This is a genomic window from Enterobacter sp. Li2LvB3 (genome assembly GCF_056156645.1).
Genome location: NZ_JBSICG010000028.1, coordinates 1 through 18,574 on the forward strand (window position 1 = coordinate 1; position 18,574 = coordinate 18,574).

Annotated in this window: 18 protein-coding genes; 12 read left to right on the plus strand and 6 right to left on the minus strand. The window is 52.6% G+C overall.

Features of this window, described 5'->3' with window-relative positions:
- Positions 1-29: 29 nt before the first annotated feature.
- Entirely contained in the window at positions 30-866 is an 837-nt protein-coding gene (gene fghA, locus ACS603_RS19725) for an S-formylglutathione hydrolase (RefSeq protein WP_315686192.1), read from the minus strand.
- Positions 867-1,003: 137 nt separating this feature from the next.
- On the opposite strand from fghA, the gene ACS603_RS19730 reads away from it, so the two are divergent.
- The 7 genes from ACS603_RS19730 to mglC all read left to right on the plus strand — a co-directional run bounded on the left by ACS603_RS19730 (position 1,004) and on the right by mglC (position 9,197).
- Positions 1,004-2,152 (plus strand): YbfB/YjiJ family MFS transporter, encoded by a 1,149-nt coding sequence (locus ACS603_RS19730; protein ID WP_182061759.1) that lies wholly within the window; start codon positions 1,004-1,006, stop codon positions 2,150-2,152.
- Positions 2,153-2,255: 103 nt separating this feature from the next.
- A complete protein-coding gene (folE, locus tag ACS603_RS19735) occupies positions 2,256-2,924 on the plus strand; it encodes a GTP cyclohydrolase I FolE (RefSeq protein WP_014071031.1) in 669 nt (222 codons plus the stop codon).
- An 18-nt stretch (positions 2,925-2,942) separates the two neighbouring features.
- Positions 2,943-4,100: a DUF418 domain-containing protein YeiB gene (yeiB, locus tag ACS603_RS19740; RefSeq protein ID WP_182061758.1), complete on the plus strand. Its 1,158-nt coding sequence runs from the start codon at positions 2,943-2,945 to the stop codon at positions 4,098-4,100.
- Between the two features lie 155 nt (positions 4,101-4,255).
- Entirely contained in the window at positions 4,256-5,278 is a 1,023-nt protein-coding gene (galS, locus tag ACS603_RS19745; protein WP_395678236.1) for an HTH-type transcriptional regulator GalS, read from the plus strand.
- A gap of 294 nt (positions 5,279-5,572) precedes the next feature.
- The gene (gene mglB / locus ACS603_RS19750) at positions 5,573-6,571 is read left to right on the plus strand and encodes a galactose/glucose ABC transporter substrate-binding protein MglB (protein WP_014071028.1); all 999 of its coding nucleotides are present in this window, start codon (positions 5,573-5,575) and stop codon (positions 6,569-6,571) included.
- A gap of 79 nt (positions 6,572-6,650) precedes the next feature.
- Complete coding sequence (gene mglA / locus ACS603_RS19755; protein ID WP_014071027.1) at positions 6,651-8,171, plus strand: galactose/methyl galactoside ABC transporter ATP-binding protein MglA; 1,521 nt, start codon at positions 6,651-6,653, stop codon at positions 8,169-8,171.
- 15 nt (positions 8,172-8,186) lie between these two features.
- Positions 8,187-9,197, plus strand: a complete 1,011-nt coding sequence (mglC, locus tag ACS603_RS19760; protein ID WP_182061756.1) for a galactose/methyl galactoside ABC transporter permease MglC — start codon at positions 8,187-8,189, stop codon at positions 9,195-9,197.
- Positions 9,198-9,242: 45 nt separating this feature from the next.
- Here the strand turns inward: mglC and ACS603_RS19765 are convergent, their stop codons facing one another.
- The 5 genes from ACS603_RS19765 to ACS603_RS19785 all read right to left on the minus strand — a co-directional run bounded on the left by ACS603_RS19765 (position 9,243) and on the right by ACS603_RS19785 (position 13,699).
- On the minus strand, positions 9,243-10,631 hold the full coding sequence (locus tag ACS603_RS19765) for a glutamine synthetase family protein (protein WP_474944756.1): 1,389 nt from the start codon (positions 10,629-10,631) through the stop codon (positions 9,243-9,245).
- A 120-nt stretch (positions 10,632-10,751) separates the two neighbouring features.
- Positions 10,752-11,471 carry an outer membrane permeability protein SanA gene (gene sanA, locus ACS603_RS19770; protein ID WP_182061755.1) on the minus strand — a complete coding sequence of 240 codons (720 nt, stop codon included), beginning with the start codon at positions 11,469-11,471 and terminating at the stop codon, positions 10,752-10,754.
- Between the two features lie 127 nt (positions 11,472-11,598).
- Positions 11,599-12,483, minus strand: a complete 885-nt coding sequence (gene cdd / locus ACS603_RS19775; protein ID WP_315686186.1) for a cytidine deaminase — start codon at positions 12,481-12,483, stop codon at positions 11,599-11,601.
- A 128-nt stretch (positions 12,484-12,611) separates the two neighbouring features.
- A complete protein-coding gene (locus ACS603_RS19780; protein ID WP_182061753.1) occupies positions 12,612-13,307 on the minus strand; it encodes a CidB/LrgB family autolysis modulator in 696 nt (231 codons plus the stop codon).
- A complete protein-coding gene (locus ACS603_RS19785; protein ID WP_182061752.1) occupies positions 13,304-13,699 on the minus strand; it encodes a CidA/LrgA family protein in 396 nt (131 codons plus the stop codon). Before ACS603_RS19785 ends, ACS603_RS19780 begins: the two co-directional genes overlap by 4 nt.
- 185 nt (positions 13,700-13,884) lie before the next feature.
- On the opposite strand from ACS603_RS19785, the gene ACS603_RS19790 reads away from it, so the two are divergent.
- The 5 genes from ACS603_RS19790 to bglG all read left to right on the plus strand — a co-directional run bounded on the left by ACS603_RS19790 (position 13,885) and on the right by bglG (position 18,570).
- Entirely contained in the window at positions 13,885-14,103 is a 219-nt protein-coding gene (locus tag ACS603_RS19790) for a ParD-like family protein (RefSeq protein WP_014071020.1), read from the plus strand.
- Positions 14,084-14,863, plus strand: a complete 780-nt coding sequence (gene map, locus ACS603_RS19795; RefSeq protein ID WP_182061751.1) for a type I methionyl aminopeptidase — start codon at positions 14,084-14,086, stop codon at positions 14,861-14,863. The genes ACS603_RS19790 and map overlap by 20 nt, the downstream gene beginning before the upstream one ends.
- A gap of 65 nt (positions 14,864-14,928) precedes the next feature.
- Entirely contained in the window at positions 14,929-15,861 is a 933-nt protein-coding gene (gene dusC / locus ACS603_RS19800) for a tRNA dihydrouridine(16) synthase DusC (protein WP_166716282.1), read from the plus strand.
- 354 nt (positions 15,862-16,215) lie between these two features.
- Complete coding sequence (locus tag ACS603_RS19805) at positions 16,216-17,571, plus strand: carbohydrate porin (protein ID WP_182061749.1); 1,356 nt, start codon at positions 16,216-16,218, stop codon at positions 17,569-17,571.
- A 165-nt stretch (positions 17,572-17,736) separates the two neighbouring features.
- Positions 17,737-18,570: a transcriptional antiterminator BglG gene (gene bglG / locus ACS603_RS19810; protein ID WP_014071014.1), complete on the plus strand. Its 834-nt coding sequence runs from the start codon at positions 17,737-17,739 to the stop codon at positions 18,568-18,570.
- Positions 18,571-18,574 lie beyond the last annotated feature (4 nt).

Genomic DNA, 18,574 nt, shown 5'->3' on the forward strand with positions numbered 1-18,574 from the left:
GAAGCGCCACCGGGCATGAAAGGCCGCAATTACCCGAACAAATGCTCCGCATGGAAGCGGAGATGATCCTCAATAAAGGACGCAATAAAGTAATAGCTGTGATCGTATCCCGGCTGAATACGCAGCGTCAGTGGCCAGTCTTTCTGGCGCGCAGCTTCAGCAAACACCGCAGGTTGTAACTGTCCGGCCAGGAACTGATCGGCATCCCCCTGATCGATAAGCGTCGGGATCGCATCTTCAGCATTGCTTGCCAGCAGCAGCGCGCAGCTATCCCATGCCTGCCATTTTTCGGCATCATTCCCCAGATACTGCGTGAAGGCTTTCTGCCCCCACGGTACGTGCGTTGGGTTCACAATGGGCGCAAATGCCGAAACGCTGGTGAACTTACCGGGATTTTTCAGCGCCATGATCAGCGCGCCGTGTCCGCCCATCGAATGACCGCTGATAGCGCAACGATCGCTGACCGCAAACTCGGCCTGAATCAATGCCGGGAGCTCATCACCAACATAATCATACATGCGGTAATGACTGGCCCACGGTTGCTCGGTGGCGTTCAGATAAAACCCTGCGCCTTTGCCTAAGTCGTATCCGGCGTCATCGGCTACATCATCACCGCGCGGGCTGGTGTCCGGCATCACCAGGGCAATGCCCAGTTCAGCGGCAATGCGCTGTGCACCCGCTTTGGTGGTGAAGTTTTCGTCGTTACAGGTTAGGCCAGACAGCCAGAACAGAACGGGTGGTTTCGCTCCCTGTTCAGTCGGCGGCAGGAAAATGCTGAACGTCATGGCGCAGTTCAGTACGGTGGAGTCGTGCCGCCAGCGCTGCTGTCGACCTTCAAAACAACGGTGCTCTTCGAGCAGTTCCATGCAAGGCTCCTTATACGAAATGGTATTTATTAAACCCATAATACAGAGTTTTCATTTACCTGTGAGTAACTTTCACTTCCGCTTAGCGGCAAGATACTGCATCATAAATTAACTTATTTTTAACAATTGGGGTGGTCATGGCGCTGCGGATTGCGCTCAGCGGATTTGTCGTTCTGGTCGTTGCGATGGGAATTGGGCGCTTCGCCTTCACCCCGCAGGTACCGCTGATGATTGCGGACGGACAACTTACGTTGACGAGCGCCGGGCTGGTGGCGGCGATGAACTACCTCGGCTATCTGGTCGGGGCCTGGGATGCCATGCGAGCGCACCGTTTCGTTGAGTTGCGACTCTGGGTGGGGATTACAGGCGCGGTTGCACTGACGTTGCTCTCGGCAGCTGCGGATAACGCCATAGTTCACGGCGTGCTGCGGTTTGCTATCGGATGTATGAGCGGCTGGTCGATGGTGCTGATTGCGGCGTGGACCAACGAGCGGCTGGGATATCTGGGGAAACCGGGGCTGAGCGCGGCGGTGTTTGCCGGACCGGGTGCGGGTATTGCCCTCAGCGGCTTGCTGGCAGTCTATATTCAGAGCAGGGCGATCCCGGCGGGGGCCGCGTGGCAGATTTATGGCGTCCTGGCGCTTACCCTGGTGACGCTGGTAGCGCGCTATCTTCCCCGTGGTGGTCAGCTTCACCGCCCGGAGACGGCACCTGAACCGCTGGTACTGACCACCAATCTGCGGCGTCTGGTCTGGAGCTATAGCCTGGCGGGCTTCGGGTATATCCTTCCGGCGACATTTTTATCGCAAATGGCGGTCGCGCGTTTCCCGGGCAGCCTGTTTGCACAGTTTGTCTGGCCGCTCTTTGGCGCGGCGTCCGTGGTGGGGATTGCGCTCAGCATTGTGTTACGTCACTTCTCATCCTCTAATCGCAGGCTGGCCATTGTTCTGTGGTTGCAGGGTGTCGGCGTACTGGCTGCCTGGCTGGTGCCGGGTATCACGGGCTTATTGTTGGGCGGATTGCTGGTGGGCGGTGGATTCCTGTGCGCCGTTCAACTTTCCCTCTTGTATGGCCGGGAACTGGCACCTCAGCATACGCGTTATATGGCTGGGCTGCTCACCACAGGCTATGCGGTAGGGCAACTTGTTGGCCCTGTGACCTCGGCATTATCTACCTGGTTTTTGCATCAGCTGGAGCCTGCGTTAGGGCTTGCGGGTATTGCACTGTTTATCGGCGGTGCGCTAGTCTGGAACCGCAAGGCCGAAAGGCAACAGCAATTGCAATAATTATCGTCGTGAATACTGGATTATGTGCGCCGCCTCACGCACAATGAGCGCACACTTTTGCCACAACGAGGGCAGAAGACAGCCACACCTGCGGGAGAAAAAAATGTCATCACTCAGTAAAGAAGCTGCCCTGGTTCATGAAGCCCTGCTTGCGCGCGGCCTTGAAACGCCTCTGCGTCCACCCGTTCAGGAGATGGACAATGAAACACGTAAACGTCTGATTTCCGGCCATATGACCGAGATTATGCAACTGCTGAATCTCGATCTGAGCGATGACAGCCTGATGGAAACCCCTCACCGCATCGCGAAAATGTATGTCGATGAGATTTTCTCGGGCCTGGACTACGCTAACTTCCCGAAAATCACCGTTATCGAAAATAAGATGAAGGTTGATGAGATGGTAACGGTTCGCGACATTACGCTGACCAGCACCTGCGAGCATCACTTCGTCACTATCGACGGTAAAGCCACCGTGGCATACATTCCGAAAGATACGGTTATTGGTCTGTCGAAAATCAACCGTATCGTGCGCTTCTTTGCGCAGCGCCCGCAGGTACAGGAACGTCTGACGCAACAGATCCTTACTGCGCTGCAAACATTGCTGGGAACCAATAACGTGGCGGTGTCTATTGATGCGGTTCACTATTGTGTGAAAGCGCGCGGCGTTCGTGATGCGACCAGTGCGACCACCACTACGTCTCTGGGCGGCCTGTTTAAATCCAGCCAGAACACTCGCCAGGAGTTCCTGCGCGCGGTGCGTCACCACAACTAATCAGGCAGGGCAGGGTACATGGAGCGAAATGTCACGCTCGATTTTGTTCGCGGCGTCGCCATTCTCGGTATCCTGCTGCTTAATATCAGCGCCTTTGGTTTGCCAAAGGCCGCTTATCTCAACCCGGCGTGGTACGGTGACATCACCCGTAGCGATGCCTGGACGTGGGCGTTGCTCGATCTTTTCGCCCAGGTCAAATTCCTCACCCTCTTTGCGCTGTTGTTTGGTGCCGGTCTTCAGTTGCTGTTAAAGCGCGGTACGCGCTGGATACAGTCTCGTCTGACTCTGTTAGTTATTCTTGGTTTTATCCACGGCCTGCTTTTCTGGGACGGCGATATTCTGCTGGCTTATGGATTAGTCGGCTTAATCTGCTGGCGACTGATCCGCGATGCGCACAGCGTGAAAAGCCTCTTTAACACCGGCGTTATGCTGTATCTCATGGGCATCGGTGTGCTGATACTGCTGGGGATGATCTCGGGCGACGCTACCAACCGTTCGTGGATCCCGGATGCGGCGAACCTCCAGTATGAACAGTTCTGGAAGCTGAAAGGTGGCGTGGAAGCAATAAGCAACCGCGCAGATATGCTCGGTGACAATCTTCTGGCGCTGGGGGCGCAGTATGGCTGGCAGCTGGCGGGAATGATGCTGATGGGCGCCTCGCTGATGCGAACGGGCTGGCTGAAAGGCGAATTCAGCCTTCGCCATTATCGTCGAGTCGGGGCCGGGCTGGTTGCGATTGGTGTGCTGATTAATGTTCCGGCAATCGTGATGCAGTGGCATCTTGACTGGAATTACCGCTGGTGTGCCTTCCTGCTTCAGGTGCCTCGCGAGCTTGGCGCACCGTTCCAGACCGTTGGCTATGCGGCGCTGATTTATGGCTTCTGGCCACAGCTGTGTCGCTTCTGGTTAGTCAGTGCCGTTGCCTGTGTCGGGCGAATGGCGCTGAGCAATTACTTACTGCAAACGTTGATTTGCACCACGCTTTTCTATCGTTTTGGTCTGTTTATGAAATTCGACCGACTCGAACTGCTGGCGTTTGTTATTCCGGTATGGGTCGTGAATGTGGCGTTTTCGGTTATCTGGCTGCGTTATTTCCGCCAGGGACCACTGGAATGGCTATGGCGGCAATTAACCGCACATGCTTCGGGTGTATCATTGAGTAATACATCCAGATAACGATCTGGATCACAATCATTAACAAAACGGATGTAAACGTTTTCATCCGTGTGAGCTTCTTCACGTAGTCCCCTTTCTCTCGCTGCCAAAATAGCCACCTTGCTTAACACAGGGGGTGTCTGTGAGTTGCTGCAATCCTATTAAGGATGGTGAATATGATCACCATTCGTGACGTCGCCCGCCAGGCGGGCGTTTCTGTTGCTACTGTCTCGCGCGTGCTGAACAACAGCGCGCTGGTCAGCCCTGAAACTCGTGAAGCCGTGATGAAAGCCGTCACGCAACTGGGATACAGGCCGAATGCCAATGCCCAGGCGTTAGCCACCCAGGTAAGTGACACCATTGGTGTGGTGGTGATGGATGTATCTGACTCATTCTTTGGCGCGCTGGTCAAAGCGGTCGACGTTGTCGCGCAGCAGCACCAGAAGTATGTGCTGATTGGCAATAGCTATCATGAGGCTGAAAAAGAGCGTCATGCGATTGAAGTTCTGATTCGCCAGCGATGTAACGCATTGATTGTTCACTCAAAAGCCTTGAGTGATGAGGAACTGGCAGGGTTTATGGAACAAATCCCTGGTATGGTGCTGATCAATCGAATTGTTCCGGGTTACGCCCACCGTTGTGTCGGGCTGGATAACGTCAGCGGTGCCATGATGGCCACGCGGATGCTGATTAACAATGGCCATCAGCGTATCGGCTTTCTGGCATCCAGCCATCATATTGAAGACGATGCTATGCGCCGCGAAGGGTGGCAGAGGGCGCTGAAAGAGCACGGCATTACGCCTCTGGAAAGCTGGGTGGGTACTGGCTCGCCTGATATGCAGGGTGGGGAAGCGGCGATGGTCGAACTGCTGGGGCGCAATCTTCACCTTTCTGCTGTCTTTACCTACAACGATAACATGGCGGCGGGCGCGCTTACGGCGCTGAAAGACAACGGAATTGCGGTGCCACAGCATTTGTCGCTGATTGGTTTTGATGATATCCCGATTGCGCGTTACACCGATCCGCAGCTGACCACGGTGCGATATCCGATTGCTTCAATGGCAAAACTGGCGACTGAGCTGGCGTTACAAGGCGCGGCAGGGCAGTTGGATCCGGGGGCAACACACTGTTTCATGCCGACTTTAGTGCGTCGCCATTCGGTATCTATTCGGCAAACTGTGGTTCCGATCACTAACTGATTACGTAGGTCGATGTAACCGTTTTCAATCTGTGAGTAAATTCACAGTATCTTAACAAGGCGCTTACTATGATGTCAGCGTTTTAGGAGCTGAAACGCTATGTAACGGTGATTAATCACTTTCACTATAGCCAAAGTACCGCAAACAACCAATAAAACGCATTTCTGGAGCGTTACCGAACACGGAAGATAGAAATTTTATAAGTGAACTTCGGCTGTCAGTAACGTTTTTTTAACACCTGCCCGCCGACCGTTATTCACAAGAACTACCCTGCATAAAAAAACCGGAGATACCATGAATAAGAAGGTGTTGACTCTGTCTGCTGTTATGGCAAGTATGCTTTTTGGTGCAACAGCGCACGCTGCGGATACCCGTATTGGTGTGACAATCTATAAATACGACGACAACTTCATGTCTGTTGTTCGTAAAGCTATCGAGAAAGATGCTAAAGCAGCGCCAGACGTTCAGCTGCTGATGAATGACTCCCAGAACGACCAGTCCAAGCAGAATGATCAGATCGACGTACTGCTGGCGAAAGGCGTGAAAGCACTGGCAATCAACCTGGTTGACCCAGCAGCGGCAGGCACAGTTATCGAGAAAGCGCGTGGCCAGAATGTGCCAATCGTTTTCTTCAACAAAGAACCTTCTCGTAAAGCGCTGGACAGCTATGACAAAGCGTTTTACGTAGGTACTGACTCTAAAGAGTCCGGTATTATCCAGGGCGATCTGATTGCTAAACACTGGGCGGCAAACCCTAACTGGGACCTGAACAAAGATGGTCAGATCCAGTTCGTTCTGCTGAAAGGCGAACCAGGCCACCCGGATGCTGAAGCACGTACCACTTACGTTATCAAAGAACTGAACGACAAAGGCCTGAAAACTCAGCAACTGGCGTTAGATACTGCAATGTGGGATACCGCTCAGGCGAAAGATAAGATGGACGCGTGGCTGTCTGGCCCGAATGCTAACAAAATCGAAGTGGTTATCGCCAACAACGATGCGATGGCAATGGGTGCAGTAGAAGCGCTGAAAGCACACAACAAATCTTCCATCCCTGTGTTCGGTGTGGATGCTCTGCCTGAAGCACTGGCGCTGGTTAAATCTGGCGCAATGGCCGGTACCGTTCTGAACGATGCTAACAACCAGGCGAAAGCCACCTTCGATCTGGCGAAAAACCTGGCCGACGGTAAAGGTGCAGCTGATGGCACCAACTGGAAGATTGAAAACAAAATCGTTCGCGTTCCATACGTGGGCGTAGACCAGTCCAACCTGGCTGAGTTTATCGGTAAATAAGTCATTAGTACTGTCTCCACTGGGCGCAATTCGTTGCGCCCTTTTATAACGCGATATGCGAGGCCAACAAGGTATAATTATGGTCAGCACAAATACTCAGTCGTCCGGTGAATACTTGTTGGAAATGACCGGTGTCAACAAGTCTTTTCCCGGTGTTAAGGCACTCGATAATGTTAATTTAAAAGTTCGTCCTCACTCTATTCATGCCTTAATGGGTGAAAACGGTGCAGGGAAATCGACATTATTAAAATGTCTTTTTGGGATCTATCAAAAAGATTCTGGCAGCATACTTTTTCAGGGGAAAGAGATCGATTTCCATTCAGCTAAAGAAGCACTGGAAAACGGTATCTCGATGGTTCACCAGGAATTGAACCTGGTACTGCAACGTTCGGTTATGGATAATATGTGGTTGGGTCGTTATCCAACCAAAGGTGTGTTTGTCGATCAGGATAAAATGTATCGCGACACCAAAGCCATTTTCGATGAACTGGATATTGATATCGATCCGCGCGCCCGCGTCGGCACATTATCGGTATCCCAGATGCAGATGATCGAAATTGCAAAAGCGTTCTCTTATGATGCAAAAATCGTCATCATGGATGAACCGACATCGTCATTAACGGAAAAAGAGGTTAACCACCTTTTTACCATTATTCGTAAACTCAAAGATCGCGGCTGCGGTATTGTCTATATCTCGCACAAAATGGAAGAGATCTTCCAGCTGTGTGATGAAATTACCATCCTGCGTGACGGTCAGTGGATTGCCACTCAGCCGCTCGAAGGCCTGGACATGGACAAGATCATTGCCATGATGGTTGGCCGCTCACTGAACCAGCGCTTCCCGGACCGTGAGAACAAACCGGGTGAAGTGATCCTTGAGGTGCGTAACCTGACCTCGCTGCGTCAGCCGTCCATTCGCGATGTCTCTTTTGACCTGCATAAAGGCGAAATTCTGGGGATCGCAGGGCTGGTCGGTGCCAAACGTACCGATATCGTGGAAACCCTGTTTGGTATTCGCGAAAAAGCCGACGGCACCATTACGCTGCACGGTAAAAAAATTAACAACCACAACGCCAACGAAGCCATTAACCATGGTTTTGCGCTGGTGACGGAAGAACGTCGTTCTACCGGTATTTACGCTTATCTGGATATTAACTTTAACTCGTTAATTTCGAATATTCGTAATTATAAGAACAAAGTCGGTCTGCTGGATAATTCCCGTATGAAGAGTGATACCCAGTGGGTTATTGACTCCATGCGTGTTAAAACGCCAGGCCACCGTACACAAATCGGCTCTCTGTCAGGGGGTAACCAGCAGAAAGTTATTATCGGGCGTTGGTTATTAACTCAGCCAGAAATTCTGATGCTGGATGAACCAACCCGCGGTATCGATGTGGGTGCAAAGTTTGAAATTTATCAGTTGATTGCTGAGCTGGCTAAAAAGAATAAAGGGATCATTATTATTTCTTCCGAAATGCCGGAATTGTTAGGGATCACAGATCGTATTCTGGTTATGAGCAATGGTCTCGTTGCCGGTATTGTTGACACCAAAACGACAACGCAAAACGAAATTCTCCGTCTTGCGTCTTTGCACCTTTAAGATCAGGGGCTCCTCATGAGTGCGTTAAATAAAAAAAGTTTTCTCACTTATCTGAAAGACGGCGGTATTTACGTTGTTCTTTTAGTGTTACTGGCCATCATCATTTTCCAGGACCCTACGTTCTTAAGCCTGCTGAACTTGAGTAACATTCTGACTCAGTCTTCCGTGCGTATTATTATCGCACTGGGCGTGGCAGGTCTGATTGTGACCCAGGGTACTGACCTTTCCGCAGGGCGTCAGGTTGGCCTTGCAGCGGTTATCGCAGCAACCATGTTGCAGTCGATGGAAAACGCCAACAAAGTCTTCCCGGAAATGGCGACCATGCCGATTTTCGTGGTGATCCTGATTGTGTGTGTCATCGGTGCGATCATTGGCCTGATTAACGGCATCATCATCGCTTACCTGAACGTGACGCCATTCATCACCACCTTAGGTACGATGATCATCGTTTACGGTATCAACTCCCTGTACTACGACTTCGTGGGTGCATCCCCAATTTCAGGCTTCGACAGCGGCTTCTCGACCTTTACGCAAGGGTTTATCGCGCTGGGCAGCTTCCGCCTGTCGTATATCACCTTCTATGCACTGATTGCGGTGGCCTTCGTCTGGGTCCTGTGGAACAAAACCCGTTTCGGTAAGAACATCTTCGCTATCGGTGGTAACCCGGAAGCGGCGAAAGTGTCCGGCGTAAACGTGGCTCTGAACCTGCTGATGATTTATGCCCTGTCTGGTGTGTTCTACGCCTTCGGCGGGATGCTGGAAGCAGGTCGTATCGGTTCTGCAACCAACAACCTCGGCTTCATGTACGAACTGGATGCGATTGCAGCGTGCGTGGTCGGCGGCGTTTCCTTCAGCGGCGGCGTAGGTACGGTGCTCGGCGTGGTAACTGGTGTAATTATCTTCACTGTTATCAACTACGGTCTGACCTACATCGGCGTGAACCCGTACTGGCAGTACATCATCAAAGGCGCAATCATCATCTTCGCGGTAGCGCTGGACTCACTGAAATACGCCCGTAAGAAATAAAGATACCTTGTATTATCAGGCCCGCTCTCGAGCGGGCTTTTTATTTCACGCAAGCGTCAATTCTTGCTCGGTGACGATACGTTCAAACTCTTCGAGCTCAGAAAGTTTGCAGGCAATCCACTGCTGTGAAAAGGCCTCGCCCAGGCTATCAATGAGATATTGGTTGCCGGAAAATGCCTCGATAGCTTGCTGCTGGAAAAGCGGCAGTACAGGTTCATCATGTTGCGACTCTTGTAAATCTTGCTCATCGACCTTTTCCAGTCCATACAACATACCGGTCAGGATGGTAGCGACCACCAGATAGGGGTTGGCATCTGCGCCGGCCAGCCGATACTCAATACGACGATTGCCCTCATCCGAGCAGGGTATGCGTAGCGCGGCAGAGCGGGTGTTATAGCCCCAGGAATTGAACAACGGCTCGGTAAGGTTTTTACGCAAACGGCGGAAGCCGTTAACGCCCGGAGCAAGAATGGCGATGGATGCGGGCATCAGCGCCAGTTGGCCCGCGATACATAAGCGCATCATGCCATTGAGTTCCTCGGCGGGTGAGGCAAACACGTTTTCGCCGTGAATATTATTCAGACTGAAATGGAAATGCAGACCACTACCGGACTGAAGGCTAAAGGGTTTAGCCATAAAGCTGGCCTGAAGACCGTTTTTGTCGGCGACAAAGCGGGTCAAACGGCGTAACGCCAGCACGTTATCGCACGTTTCAACCACCCGATGACTGTGCCTGAGGTTCAGTTCGAACTGGCCGGATTCAGCCTCAGCTACGATCCCGGTGAGTGGGATATGCTGGCAATGTGCCAGCTGTTCCAGCTCATCAAACAGTGCCGCGTGTGCCGCTGAGGTGTCCATATGAAAGCAGCCCTGATTTTGCGGATCCTGAGCGCCTTTCCCCGTCAGATAGAACTCAACTTCCGGCGCAATCACCGGGAAAAGCCCATGCTGGTGGAAGCGTTCGAGGACATTCTGCAATATCACGCGGGGTTCAAACGGACAGTCTTGCCCGTTAGTGTCTTTCATCGTCAGCAGGATCTGCGCGCTGTGCTGCGGATCGTGCAAAGAAGGGCGCAGGGAACCAGCAACCGGAACGCATAGCCGGTCTGGCTCATCATGAAGAGGTGCGGCGATCTTCCCTTTCTGATCCATCGAATAGACCGAGAGAGGGAAATAGCAGCCGTTCTCGAGACTCAGCATGTTATCCACTGAAAGTCGCTTACCGCGCATAATGCCATTGATATCGTTCAGATAAACGTCAATGTGTTTTGTCTGCGGGTAACGCTCCAGATAATCCGCCACTTCCACCGAAAACGTGCGCTTCATGGCCGCCATTTTCTCATCCAAATACAGGCCGGAATTGTGGGTGCCCGGAAGAGATAAGCCCGGAAAGTTGAAGTACTGGCGGATATTTTTCAGGAAAAAAGCATTCATTATTGAGTTCATAGTCATTCTTCAATGAAGCCGTAACGGCAGTGAACTCAGCTTAAAAGGGCGGGTGTAAAGGACGGATAAAAAGAGTGGCTGGTGTCGTAAAGAAAGAATAAAAGAGGGCTATTTTTTCTCTTTTTTCTGCATATCCAGCAATTGCTCAGGTGTCACCGCCGGGTAACCTTGCGCATCTTCAGGGACTTCGTGCATCGCCGGGATCGGCACCAGCGGGCCTAAGAAGCGCGGTTCACGTTTGAATATGTACAGGTCGGCCAGCGCGCCAAAACGGGCTCCAAACTCACGTACGCGTACGCTAAGCATGTCTTTAGGCGATGGCACGGCGTAACACTGGGCCTGAATACCCATATGCAGCGCGATAAACAGCGCGCGTTCGCAGTGGAAACGCTGGGTAATGATGATGAAGTCGTTAGTGTCGAACACCTTGCGGGTCCGCACGATAGAGTCGAGGGTACGGAAACCGGCGTAGTCGAGCACGATATCGGCGGGATCGACGCCTGCGGCAATCAAATCCTTACGCATCGTTACCGGCTCGTTATAGCTTTGCAGTGCGTTATCACCGCTGAGCAGCAGGTAATTTACCTTGCCGCTGTTGTAGGCGTTAAGCGCACCCTGAATACGGTAACGGTAATACTGATTGATAACGCCAGTGCGATAGTACTTGGCGGTGCCGAGCACCACGCCAACCTGGCGGTAAGGGAGGTCTTGCAGGTCATCAAAGATGTAGGGGGCGGTTTTCCAGCTCATCCAGCGGTCGAGGCCAAGCGCAGTCAACAGCAGTATGCCGACCAGGACAGACAGGCTGTAAAAAACGCGCTTTAACATGCAGATGGCTCGTTCCGAAGATGGGATTTCACTCAGGCTACTTTACCCGTCCGGTAAGAGCAAGAAACAGCGATTCAACTGAGGGGTTTTTCATCAGATATGCGGGCATTTCTGCCCGCACTCAGTATTACGCAAGCAGTACACGATCAATGGTGGTACAGCCGAGCGCTTTCAGCGTGGCGGCGGTCGCATCCCACTGGATCAGCGGTGCATCGGCAATTTCTGCCAGAATCGCGCGCTGGATATCAGGGTAATCGTATCCGTTCAGGTTCAACAGATTCAGTGCGCCTTGCAGAGGCGGCAGCGTTGGGTTGAATGCCGCATTTTCAGCGTAACTGCCGCTAAAGATGCGGCCATCACGGCACTGAAGCGCCACACCGCTTGGTGATTTGCTGTATGGGGTATGGCTTTTATTTGCAGCAGCAATTGCCGCTTCGCTTAGCGCGTCACCGGAAAGCGCAAAGCCATGATCCTGCTCGTCCATCAGCAGTGTTTTGATATCGAGATCTTTTGGACCGAAGGCATCTGGCAGGTAATCTCCCAGGGTGTGCGGTGCACGGCCTGGCAGGTTGATACGCAGTTGCAGCCCGCTGTTCAGTTCATTCATAAACTGGCGACAGTGACCACACGGGGTGTAGTTAACGGTAATGGCACTCAGCGCTGTTTCACCACGAAGCCAGGCGTGGCTGATGGCACTCTGCTCTGCATGAACCGTTTGCTGCATGGTGGCGCCGAGGAATTCCATATTCCCGCCGAAATACCAGGTTCCGCTCACGCCGCGAGCAATGGCACCAACGTTGAAGTGGGAGAGATCGGCGCGGGCACAGGCGGCAGCCAGCGGCAACAGTGCGAAAGCCAGCGCGTCTTCGTCCAGCCCCGTCGCCTGTTTAAGCGTCGTGACGTGCTCTGCCGTCAGCAGGGCGGGGAAATGCTCATCCGCCAGAACCGGGGCCAGGGCTGACTGCAAATTCTCTGCAAGCTGGGCGAAAGCGGCTTGAAAACGTGGATGCATGGCAATGCCTCATAAAGGTTAATGGATCGGTAGTGTACGGAGCCGTCAGGGCTTTATATGTGATCCGCTTCTCATTATTTATGCAACTTATGAAAGCAAAATGAAATTTGCGCGACGCATCGCAAATTTTAGCCCACAACGGCCAGAATAACCGGGAACAGGAATGGCGCAATCAGGGAGGTCATGATCCCGCAGATTACCAGCGCCAGCGAGCTAAATGCACCTTCCTGATAATCCATCTCAGCGCAGCGCGCGGTGCCCAGGGCGTGTGAGGCGGTTCCCATCGCCAGGCCACGGGCGGCTTTAGTCCGGATTTTCATGAGATTCAGCAGAGTATGACCAAATACCGCACCCAGAATACCGACGAAAATGACGCACATGGCGCTGATCGCCGGAATGCCGCCGATGCTGCCACCTACGGCCATCGCAATAGGCGTGGTGACGGATTTCGGCAAAATAGAAGCGGCAATTTGCGCAGATGCCCCCATCAACAGCGCGACGGAAGTCCCGGTGATCATCGCTACCAGGCTACCGACAAAACAGATGGTGATGATGGATTTCCAGCGCGCGCGGATCTGATGTAACTGTTCATATAAAGGAAAGGCGAGTGCGACAACGGCAGGTTGCAGCAGGTCGTTTAAAATTTTGCTGCCAGCGAAATAGCGCTCGTACGGGATGCCCGTCAGCAGCAGAAAAGGAATAATCACCACCATTGCCACCAGCAGTGGGTTAAGTAATGGCATCTTAAAACGTACGGCAAGTTTACGTGCGGCGAAGAACACGACCAGCGTTAACGGCAGCGACCACCAGATATTGGCCATCATTTTTTTGTTTTCTCCCCAACCACTTTACGTTCGCCGTGAACCAGATGCGAACTCCAGCTGACTACCAGGAAAACCACCAGCGTGCTTATCGTGCAAGACACAACGATGGGGCCGAACTGGGCTTTGAGCAAATCAAAGTACTGCATCACCCCGACACCGATAGGCACGAACAGCAGGGCCATATAGCGGATGAGCACAAAGCAGCCAGGGTTGACCCATTTTGCCGGCAAGATTTGCAGCGCCAGCAGAACAAACAGGATCAGCATCCCGATAATGCTGCCAGGAATAGTGATAGGAAGCAGCGATGCGAGGAAAATCCCGGCGTAGAGGCAAGCGTAAATCAGGACGAATGCGCGCAAGTACTGCCAGATGATATTCAATGATTTGCTCATGGTGAAAGTCCTTGATGAAACGCATTCATCATACAATTAAACCCGGAAATGTGCCACGGATCACATCATGAATTTTGAGCATACCAGACATTCCTGAATGGAACGTCGGGCATTTCCACAAATGGACAGGGCACCGGTTAAATGAGAATATATGATTCATATATGAATCGTTACGGTATGTATAAATGGGAATCGTAAAAATATCTGACCTGCTTCATGACGACATCCGCGATGCCAGTAAGGCAATGTCGCGCTCGGTGAACGCGCAGGCCGAATACTGGCTCCGTCTGGGGATGCTGTGCGAACTCTATCCTGAACTCAATTACCAACAAATTAAGATGATGATGCTGAAATCAGGATCCGACCGTCTGCTGGAGGTGATCAATGCCGTCAATAATCATTAAAACGGCTGATGAGCTTGCAACGCAGCGCCATGCCGGCGAACTGCTTGCCTCCGTGTTTACCATGTTAGACGGATTTATCCAGCCCGGGGTCACGACGATGGCAATCAACAACCGGGTGGAAGATTTTATTGTTAATGAGCTGCACTCCCGCCCGGCCAGTAAAGGGCAGTATGACTTTCCGTACGTGCTGAACACCTCGGTAAACGAGGTCGTCTGCCACGGGATCCCGAAAGAGTCGGAACACCTGAAAACCGGGTCAATCGTCAACGTGGATATCACCCTTGAGAAAGGCGGCCTGATTGCCGACTCCAGCAAAATGTACCTGATTGGTGACGTGTCACCGCTGGCGCGCCGGCTGGTGAAAAAAACCTATGAGGCCATGTGGAAGGGGATCAAGGCGGTGAAACCCGGCGCAACGCTTGGGGACATTGGCCACGCCATTCAGTCGCACGTTGAAGGCAACGGCTACAGCGTGGTGCGCGAATATTGCGGACACGGTGTGGGTAAAGAGATGCACGAAGATCCGCAGGTGCTGCACTACGGCAAACCGGGTGAAGGCGCGGTGCTGAAAGAGGGAATGGTGTTTACCATTGAGCCGATGGTGAACCAGGGGGACAGCCGGATCAAAACCAAAAAAGATGGCTGGACGGTGGTCACCCGCGATAAAAAACTGTCGGCCCAGTGGGAGCATACCATTGCCGTTACAGCCGATGGTTTTGACGTCCTTACTCTGCGGCCTGACGAGACGATCCCGGATTAACCTCCGGGCTTTCAACATACCTGGAGAGCGGCTACTATAGCGCGTCTTTTTTCACAGGTACTGATATGCGTGTTTTACTGGCCCCAATGGAAGGCGTGCTCGATTCCCTCGTACGCGAACTTCTGACCGAGGTGAACGATTACGATCTCTGCGTGACGGAGTTTTTGCGCGTGGTCGATATGTTGCTGCCAGCAAAATCATTCTACCGACTCTGCCCGGAGCTGCATCGTCAGAGCCGTACCACCTCTGGCACGCTGGTGCGTATTCAGCTGTTGGGTCAGTACCCTGAATGGCTGGCGGAAAACGCCGCCCGCGCGGTTGAGCTTGGCTCGTATGGGGTTGATCTCAACTGTGGCTGTCCGTCTAAGCTTGTGAACGGCAGCGGTGGCGGTGCGACCTTGCTCAAAGATCCGGAGCTGATTTACCGTGGCGCGAAAGCCATGCGTGAAGCCGTGCCCTCGCATTTGCCGGTGACGGTAAAAGTGCGCCTGGGCTGGGACAGCGATGCACGGCAGTTTGAAATCGCCGATGCGGTGCAGCAGGCCGGGGCCACCGAGCTGGTGGTGCATGGCCGCACCAAAGAAGATGGCTATAAAGCCGAACGCATCAACTGGCAGGCAATTGGCGAGATCCGCAAAAGACTCACCATTCCCGTTATCGCCAACGGCGAAATCTGGGATTACGCCAGCGCGCAGGCCTGTCTGAAAGAGACCGGCTGTGATGCGGTGATGATTGGGCGTGGCGCCCTTAACGTGCCGAACCTCAGCCGGGTGGTGAAATACAATGAGCCACGCATGGCCTGGCCGGATGTCGTCACCTTACTGCAAAAATATACCCGCCTGGAAAAGCAGGGGGATACCGGTTTGTATCACGTCGCGCGGATTAAACAGTGGCTGAGTTATTTGCGTAAAGAATATTCTGAGGCGCTGGGATTATTCCAGGAGATCCGCACGTTACAGACATCGGCGGATATTGCACGCGTCATTCAGTCAAAATAATAAGCGTTAATTTGCTCACACTTTTTTAATATATAAAACAAATCCGGTTTTCAATGTGGCACGAGGGTGTTAAGGTGCCACTGTTTTCAACGCAGGATTGTTACTGGTTAACAGGCAAAACCTAAGCGTTCCACGGCACTCATCGCTGTGGAGCGCTTAGGTTTTTTTTTGCCTGTCATTTACGCAGGAGAGACATTTGCCTTAACGCGATACGCAGAAATAAAGCAGGACACCATTTGTGGTTATTGAATAACTGCACGGGCTGCTATTACCAAAATAAATTTAATGATGACAGGCGATATATAAATTGCCTGCGACCGGTTACGCACTAAATACTCAATCACAGGTTTAATTATGGCATATAAAAATATTCACTATAAGCTGTGCGCACTTGCCTTATTGACGGTTTCTCCTTTGTCGATGGCGCAGGAGTGGAACGGGACGGTGTTAGGTTTTGAAGCGCCGCCCGACCCGATCCTGGGCGATATGCTCGGCATTCGTAAGATCCTCAATGACAACGGGTTTACCTACAACCTGGGCTATCTGAATGAAATCGGCTGGAATGGCGGCGGCGGTTACAACCACGACTCCCATGTGGCCTATATTGACCAGTTTGCATTGACCTTCAATCAGGATCTGGAGCGCTGGACCGGCATCCCGGATGCACGCATCGAAGGGAATATCGTCAACCGTAATCACAACGACGATCTCACCACCAAACGTGTGCAGGATCCGCGCGTCAACTTTAACGACCTGACCCAGGAGAGTTGGGGAGGGCAGTCCATTACCCGTCTGGGCTGGCTGACCTTTGCCCGTAGCTTTGATGACCGTCGCCTGACCTGGCGTATCGGAATGATGAACAAGGTGCAAACCTTCGACCAAATCATCCCGTGTGATTTCCAGATGCTCTCCCAGTGCGGCGGGAAATCGGCCAACTCGCTGACCTGGAACAACTGGAACGTCCACACCTGGGGCACCACGCTTGAGTATAAAGTGACGCCAACCGTTACCTTAAAAGGCGGTGTGATGGAGCAAAACCCGGATGCCTCCAGCCGTAACCACGCCTGGAGCTGGTCAACGAAAGGCAGCCAGGGCGTCCTACTGCCGGTTGAAATCGAAGCCCGTCCGCTGATTAACGGGCTGCCGGGGGCGTACAACCTGGGCGTGGTGTTTACCAATGCGCCACAGGCTGACCTCTATCGCGGAAAATCGGGTGGTGCAGGGGCAAGTGACCCTGAAGGATACGAAGAGCATAACCGGACCTGGTTTATGTATGCCGGGCTGAACCAGCAGCTGACGCGGCATCAGGACGATCCCAATCGCGGTCTGAGCACCTCTGTCAGCATGAGCCTTGCCGATCAAAGCAGTAACTATATGCATCAGGTCTACGCCGCCTCGCTACGCTACCGCGGGCTGTTTGACGCCCGCCCGGATGACTGGATTGGCTTTGGTCTGACCTGGATTGATATGAGCAGCCAGTACGCGCGTAACCAGCGGTATCTGAATTCCCTGAGCGGTGTTTCTGACTATAACGATCCGGCGTATCACCCTGTTCCGGGTCACTCGGTGAACGGTGAATTCTATTATCGCTTCCGTCCGGTATCCTGGCTGGAACTACAACCGGGTATTCAGTACTGGCACCATCCGGGTGGGGTTGCCCGCACTCAGGATGCATGGGTAACCGAACTGAAAACCGTTGTGACCTTCTGATTAAACCGTAGCAAGTACGATCTGCGTCACGTTTTTGCTCGTGACACATTGAGGCTACGAATGAAACTGATAGAGTGCCAGAACTGGATTGTTACTGCTTAGGCAGGCAAAACCTGATTTTCTGGCATCTGCCGGAGGTCAGGTTTTTTTGTTTCTGGGGTTCCGATGAAAATCGCCAAAATTCTTAATAATAATGTGGTGGTTGTTCAGGATGAACGCGGGCGCGAACAGGTTGTGATGGGGCGAGGACTTGCCTTCCAGAAGCGCGTCGGTGAAGAGTTGGATACTGCGCTTGTCGAAAAAGTGTTTGCGCTGCAAAGTGACGAACTGGTGCGTCGGCTGGGGGAACTACTGAGTCAGATCCCGCTGGAAGTGATGACCACCTGCGACCGCATCATTGGACTGGCAGCGCAGCGGTTAGGGAAATTGCAGGACAGTCTGTATATCACCTTAACGGACCACTGCTACTTTGCGATTGAACGGCAAAAGAAAGGGCTGGCAATCAAAAACGTGCTGCTGTGGGATATTAAACGCCTGTATCCAAAAGAGTTCGAACTGGGGCAAGAGGCGCGGGCCATTATCGCCAAACGTCTGAATGTCGAACTGGCAGAGGATGAGGCCGGGTTTATCGCGCTGCATCTGGTGACCGCGCAGCTGAACAGCGAAATGCCGGAAGTGATGCACGTTACCCGGGTCATGCAGGAGATCCTGCAACTGGTGAAATACCAGCTGCACCTGGAGTACGACGAAGAGTCGTTAAGCTATCAGCGTTTTGTTACCCATCTGAAGTTCTTTGCCCAACGGATGCTCACCCGCACCGTGGTGGAAGACGATGATGTATCTCTGCATACGGCGGTGAAAGACAACTACGCGAAAGCCTGGAAGTGCGCCGAGAAAATCGCGCAGCATTTGCAGAAAAGTTATCAGCGCGAGCTGACAACCGAAGAAATTATGTTCCTCGCCATTCATATTGAACGGGTGAGAAAAGAGGGGCGTTAAGCCT

Bases quoted from the DNA above. Each gene is read 5' to 3' on its own strand.
- fghA (WP_315686192.1), bottom strand. From the start codon at position 866: ATGGAACTGCTCGAAGAGCACCGTTGTTTTGAAGGTCGACAGCAGCGC.
- ACS603_RS19730 (WP_182061759.1), top strand. From the start codon at position 1,004: ATGGCGCTGCGGATTGCGCTCAGCGGATTTGTCGTTCTGGTCGTTGCG.
- folE (WP_014071031.1), top strand. From the start codon at position 2,256: ATGTCATCACTCAGTAAAGAAGCTGCCCTGGTTCATGAAGCCCTGCTT.
- yeiB (WP_182061758.1), top strand. From the start codon at position 2,943: ATGGAGCGAAATGTCACGCTCGATTTTGTTCGCGGCGTCGCCATTCTC.
- galS (WP_395678236.1), top strand. From the start codon at position 4,256: ATGATCACCATTCGTGACGTCGCCCGCCAGGCGGGCGTTTCTGTTGCT.
- mglB (WP_014071028.1), top strand. From the start codon at position 5,573: ATGAATAAGAAGGTGTTGACTCTGTCTGCTGTTATGGCAAGTATGCTT.
- mglA (WP_014071027.1), top strand. From the start codon at position 6,651: ATGGTCAGCACAAATACTCAGTCGTCCGGTGAATACTTGTTGGAAATG.
- mglC (WP_182061756.1), top strand. From the start codon at position 8,187: ATGAGTGCGTTAAATAAAAAAAGTTTTCTCACTTATCTGAAAGACGGC.
- ACS603_RS19765 (WP_474944756.1), bottom strand. From the start codon at position 10,631: ATGAATGCTTTTTTCCTGAAAAATATCCGCCAGTACTTCAACTTTCCG.
- sanA (WP_182061755.1), bottom strand. From the start codon at position 11,471: ATGTTAAAGCGCGTTTTTTACAGCCTGTCTGTCCTGGTCGGCATACTG.
- cdd (WP_315686186.1), bottom strand. From the start codon at position 12,483: ATGCATCCACGTTTTCAAGCCGCTTTCGCCCAGCTTGCAGAGAATTTG.
- ACS603_RS19780 (WP_182061753.1), bottom strand. From the start codon at position 13,307: ATGATGGCCAATATCTGGTGGTCGCTGCCGTTAACGCTGGTCGTGTTC.
- ACS603_RS19785 (WP_182061752.1), bottom strand. From the start codon at position 13,699: ATGAGCAAATCATTGAATATCATCTGGCAGTACTTGCGCGCATTCGTC.
- ACS603_RS19790 (WP_014071020.1), top strand. From the start codon at position 13,885: ATGGGAATCGTAAAAATATCTGACCTGCTTCATGACGACATCCGCGAT.
- map (WP_182061751.1), top strand. From the start codon at position 14,084: ATGCCGTCAATAATCATTAAAACGGCTGATGAGCTTGCAACGCAGCGC.
- dusC (WP_166716282.1), top strand. From the start codon at position 14,929: ATGCGTGTTTTACTGGCCCCAATGGAAGGCGTGCTCGATTCCCTCGTA.
- ACS603_RS19805 (WP_182061749.1), top strand. From the start codon at position 16,216: ATGGCATATAAAAATATTCACTATAAGCTGTGCGCACTTGCCTTATTG.
- bglG (WP_014071014.1), top strand. From the start codon at position 17,737: ATGAAAATCGCCAAAATTCTTAATAATAATGTGGTGGTTGTTCAGGAT.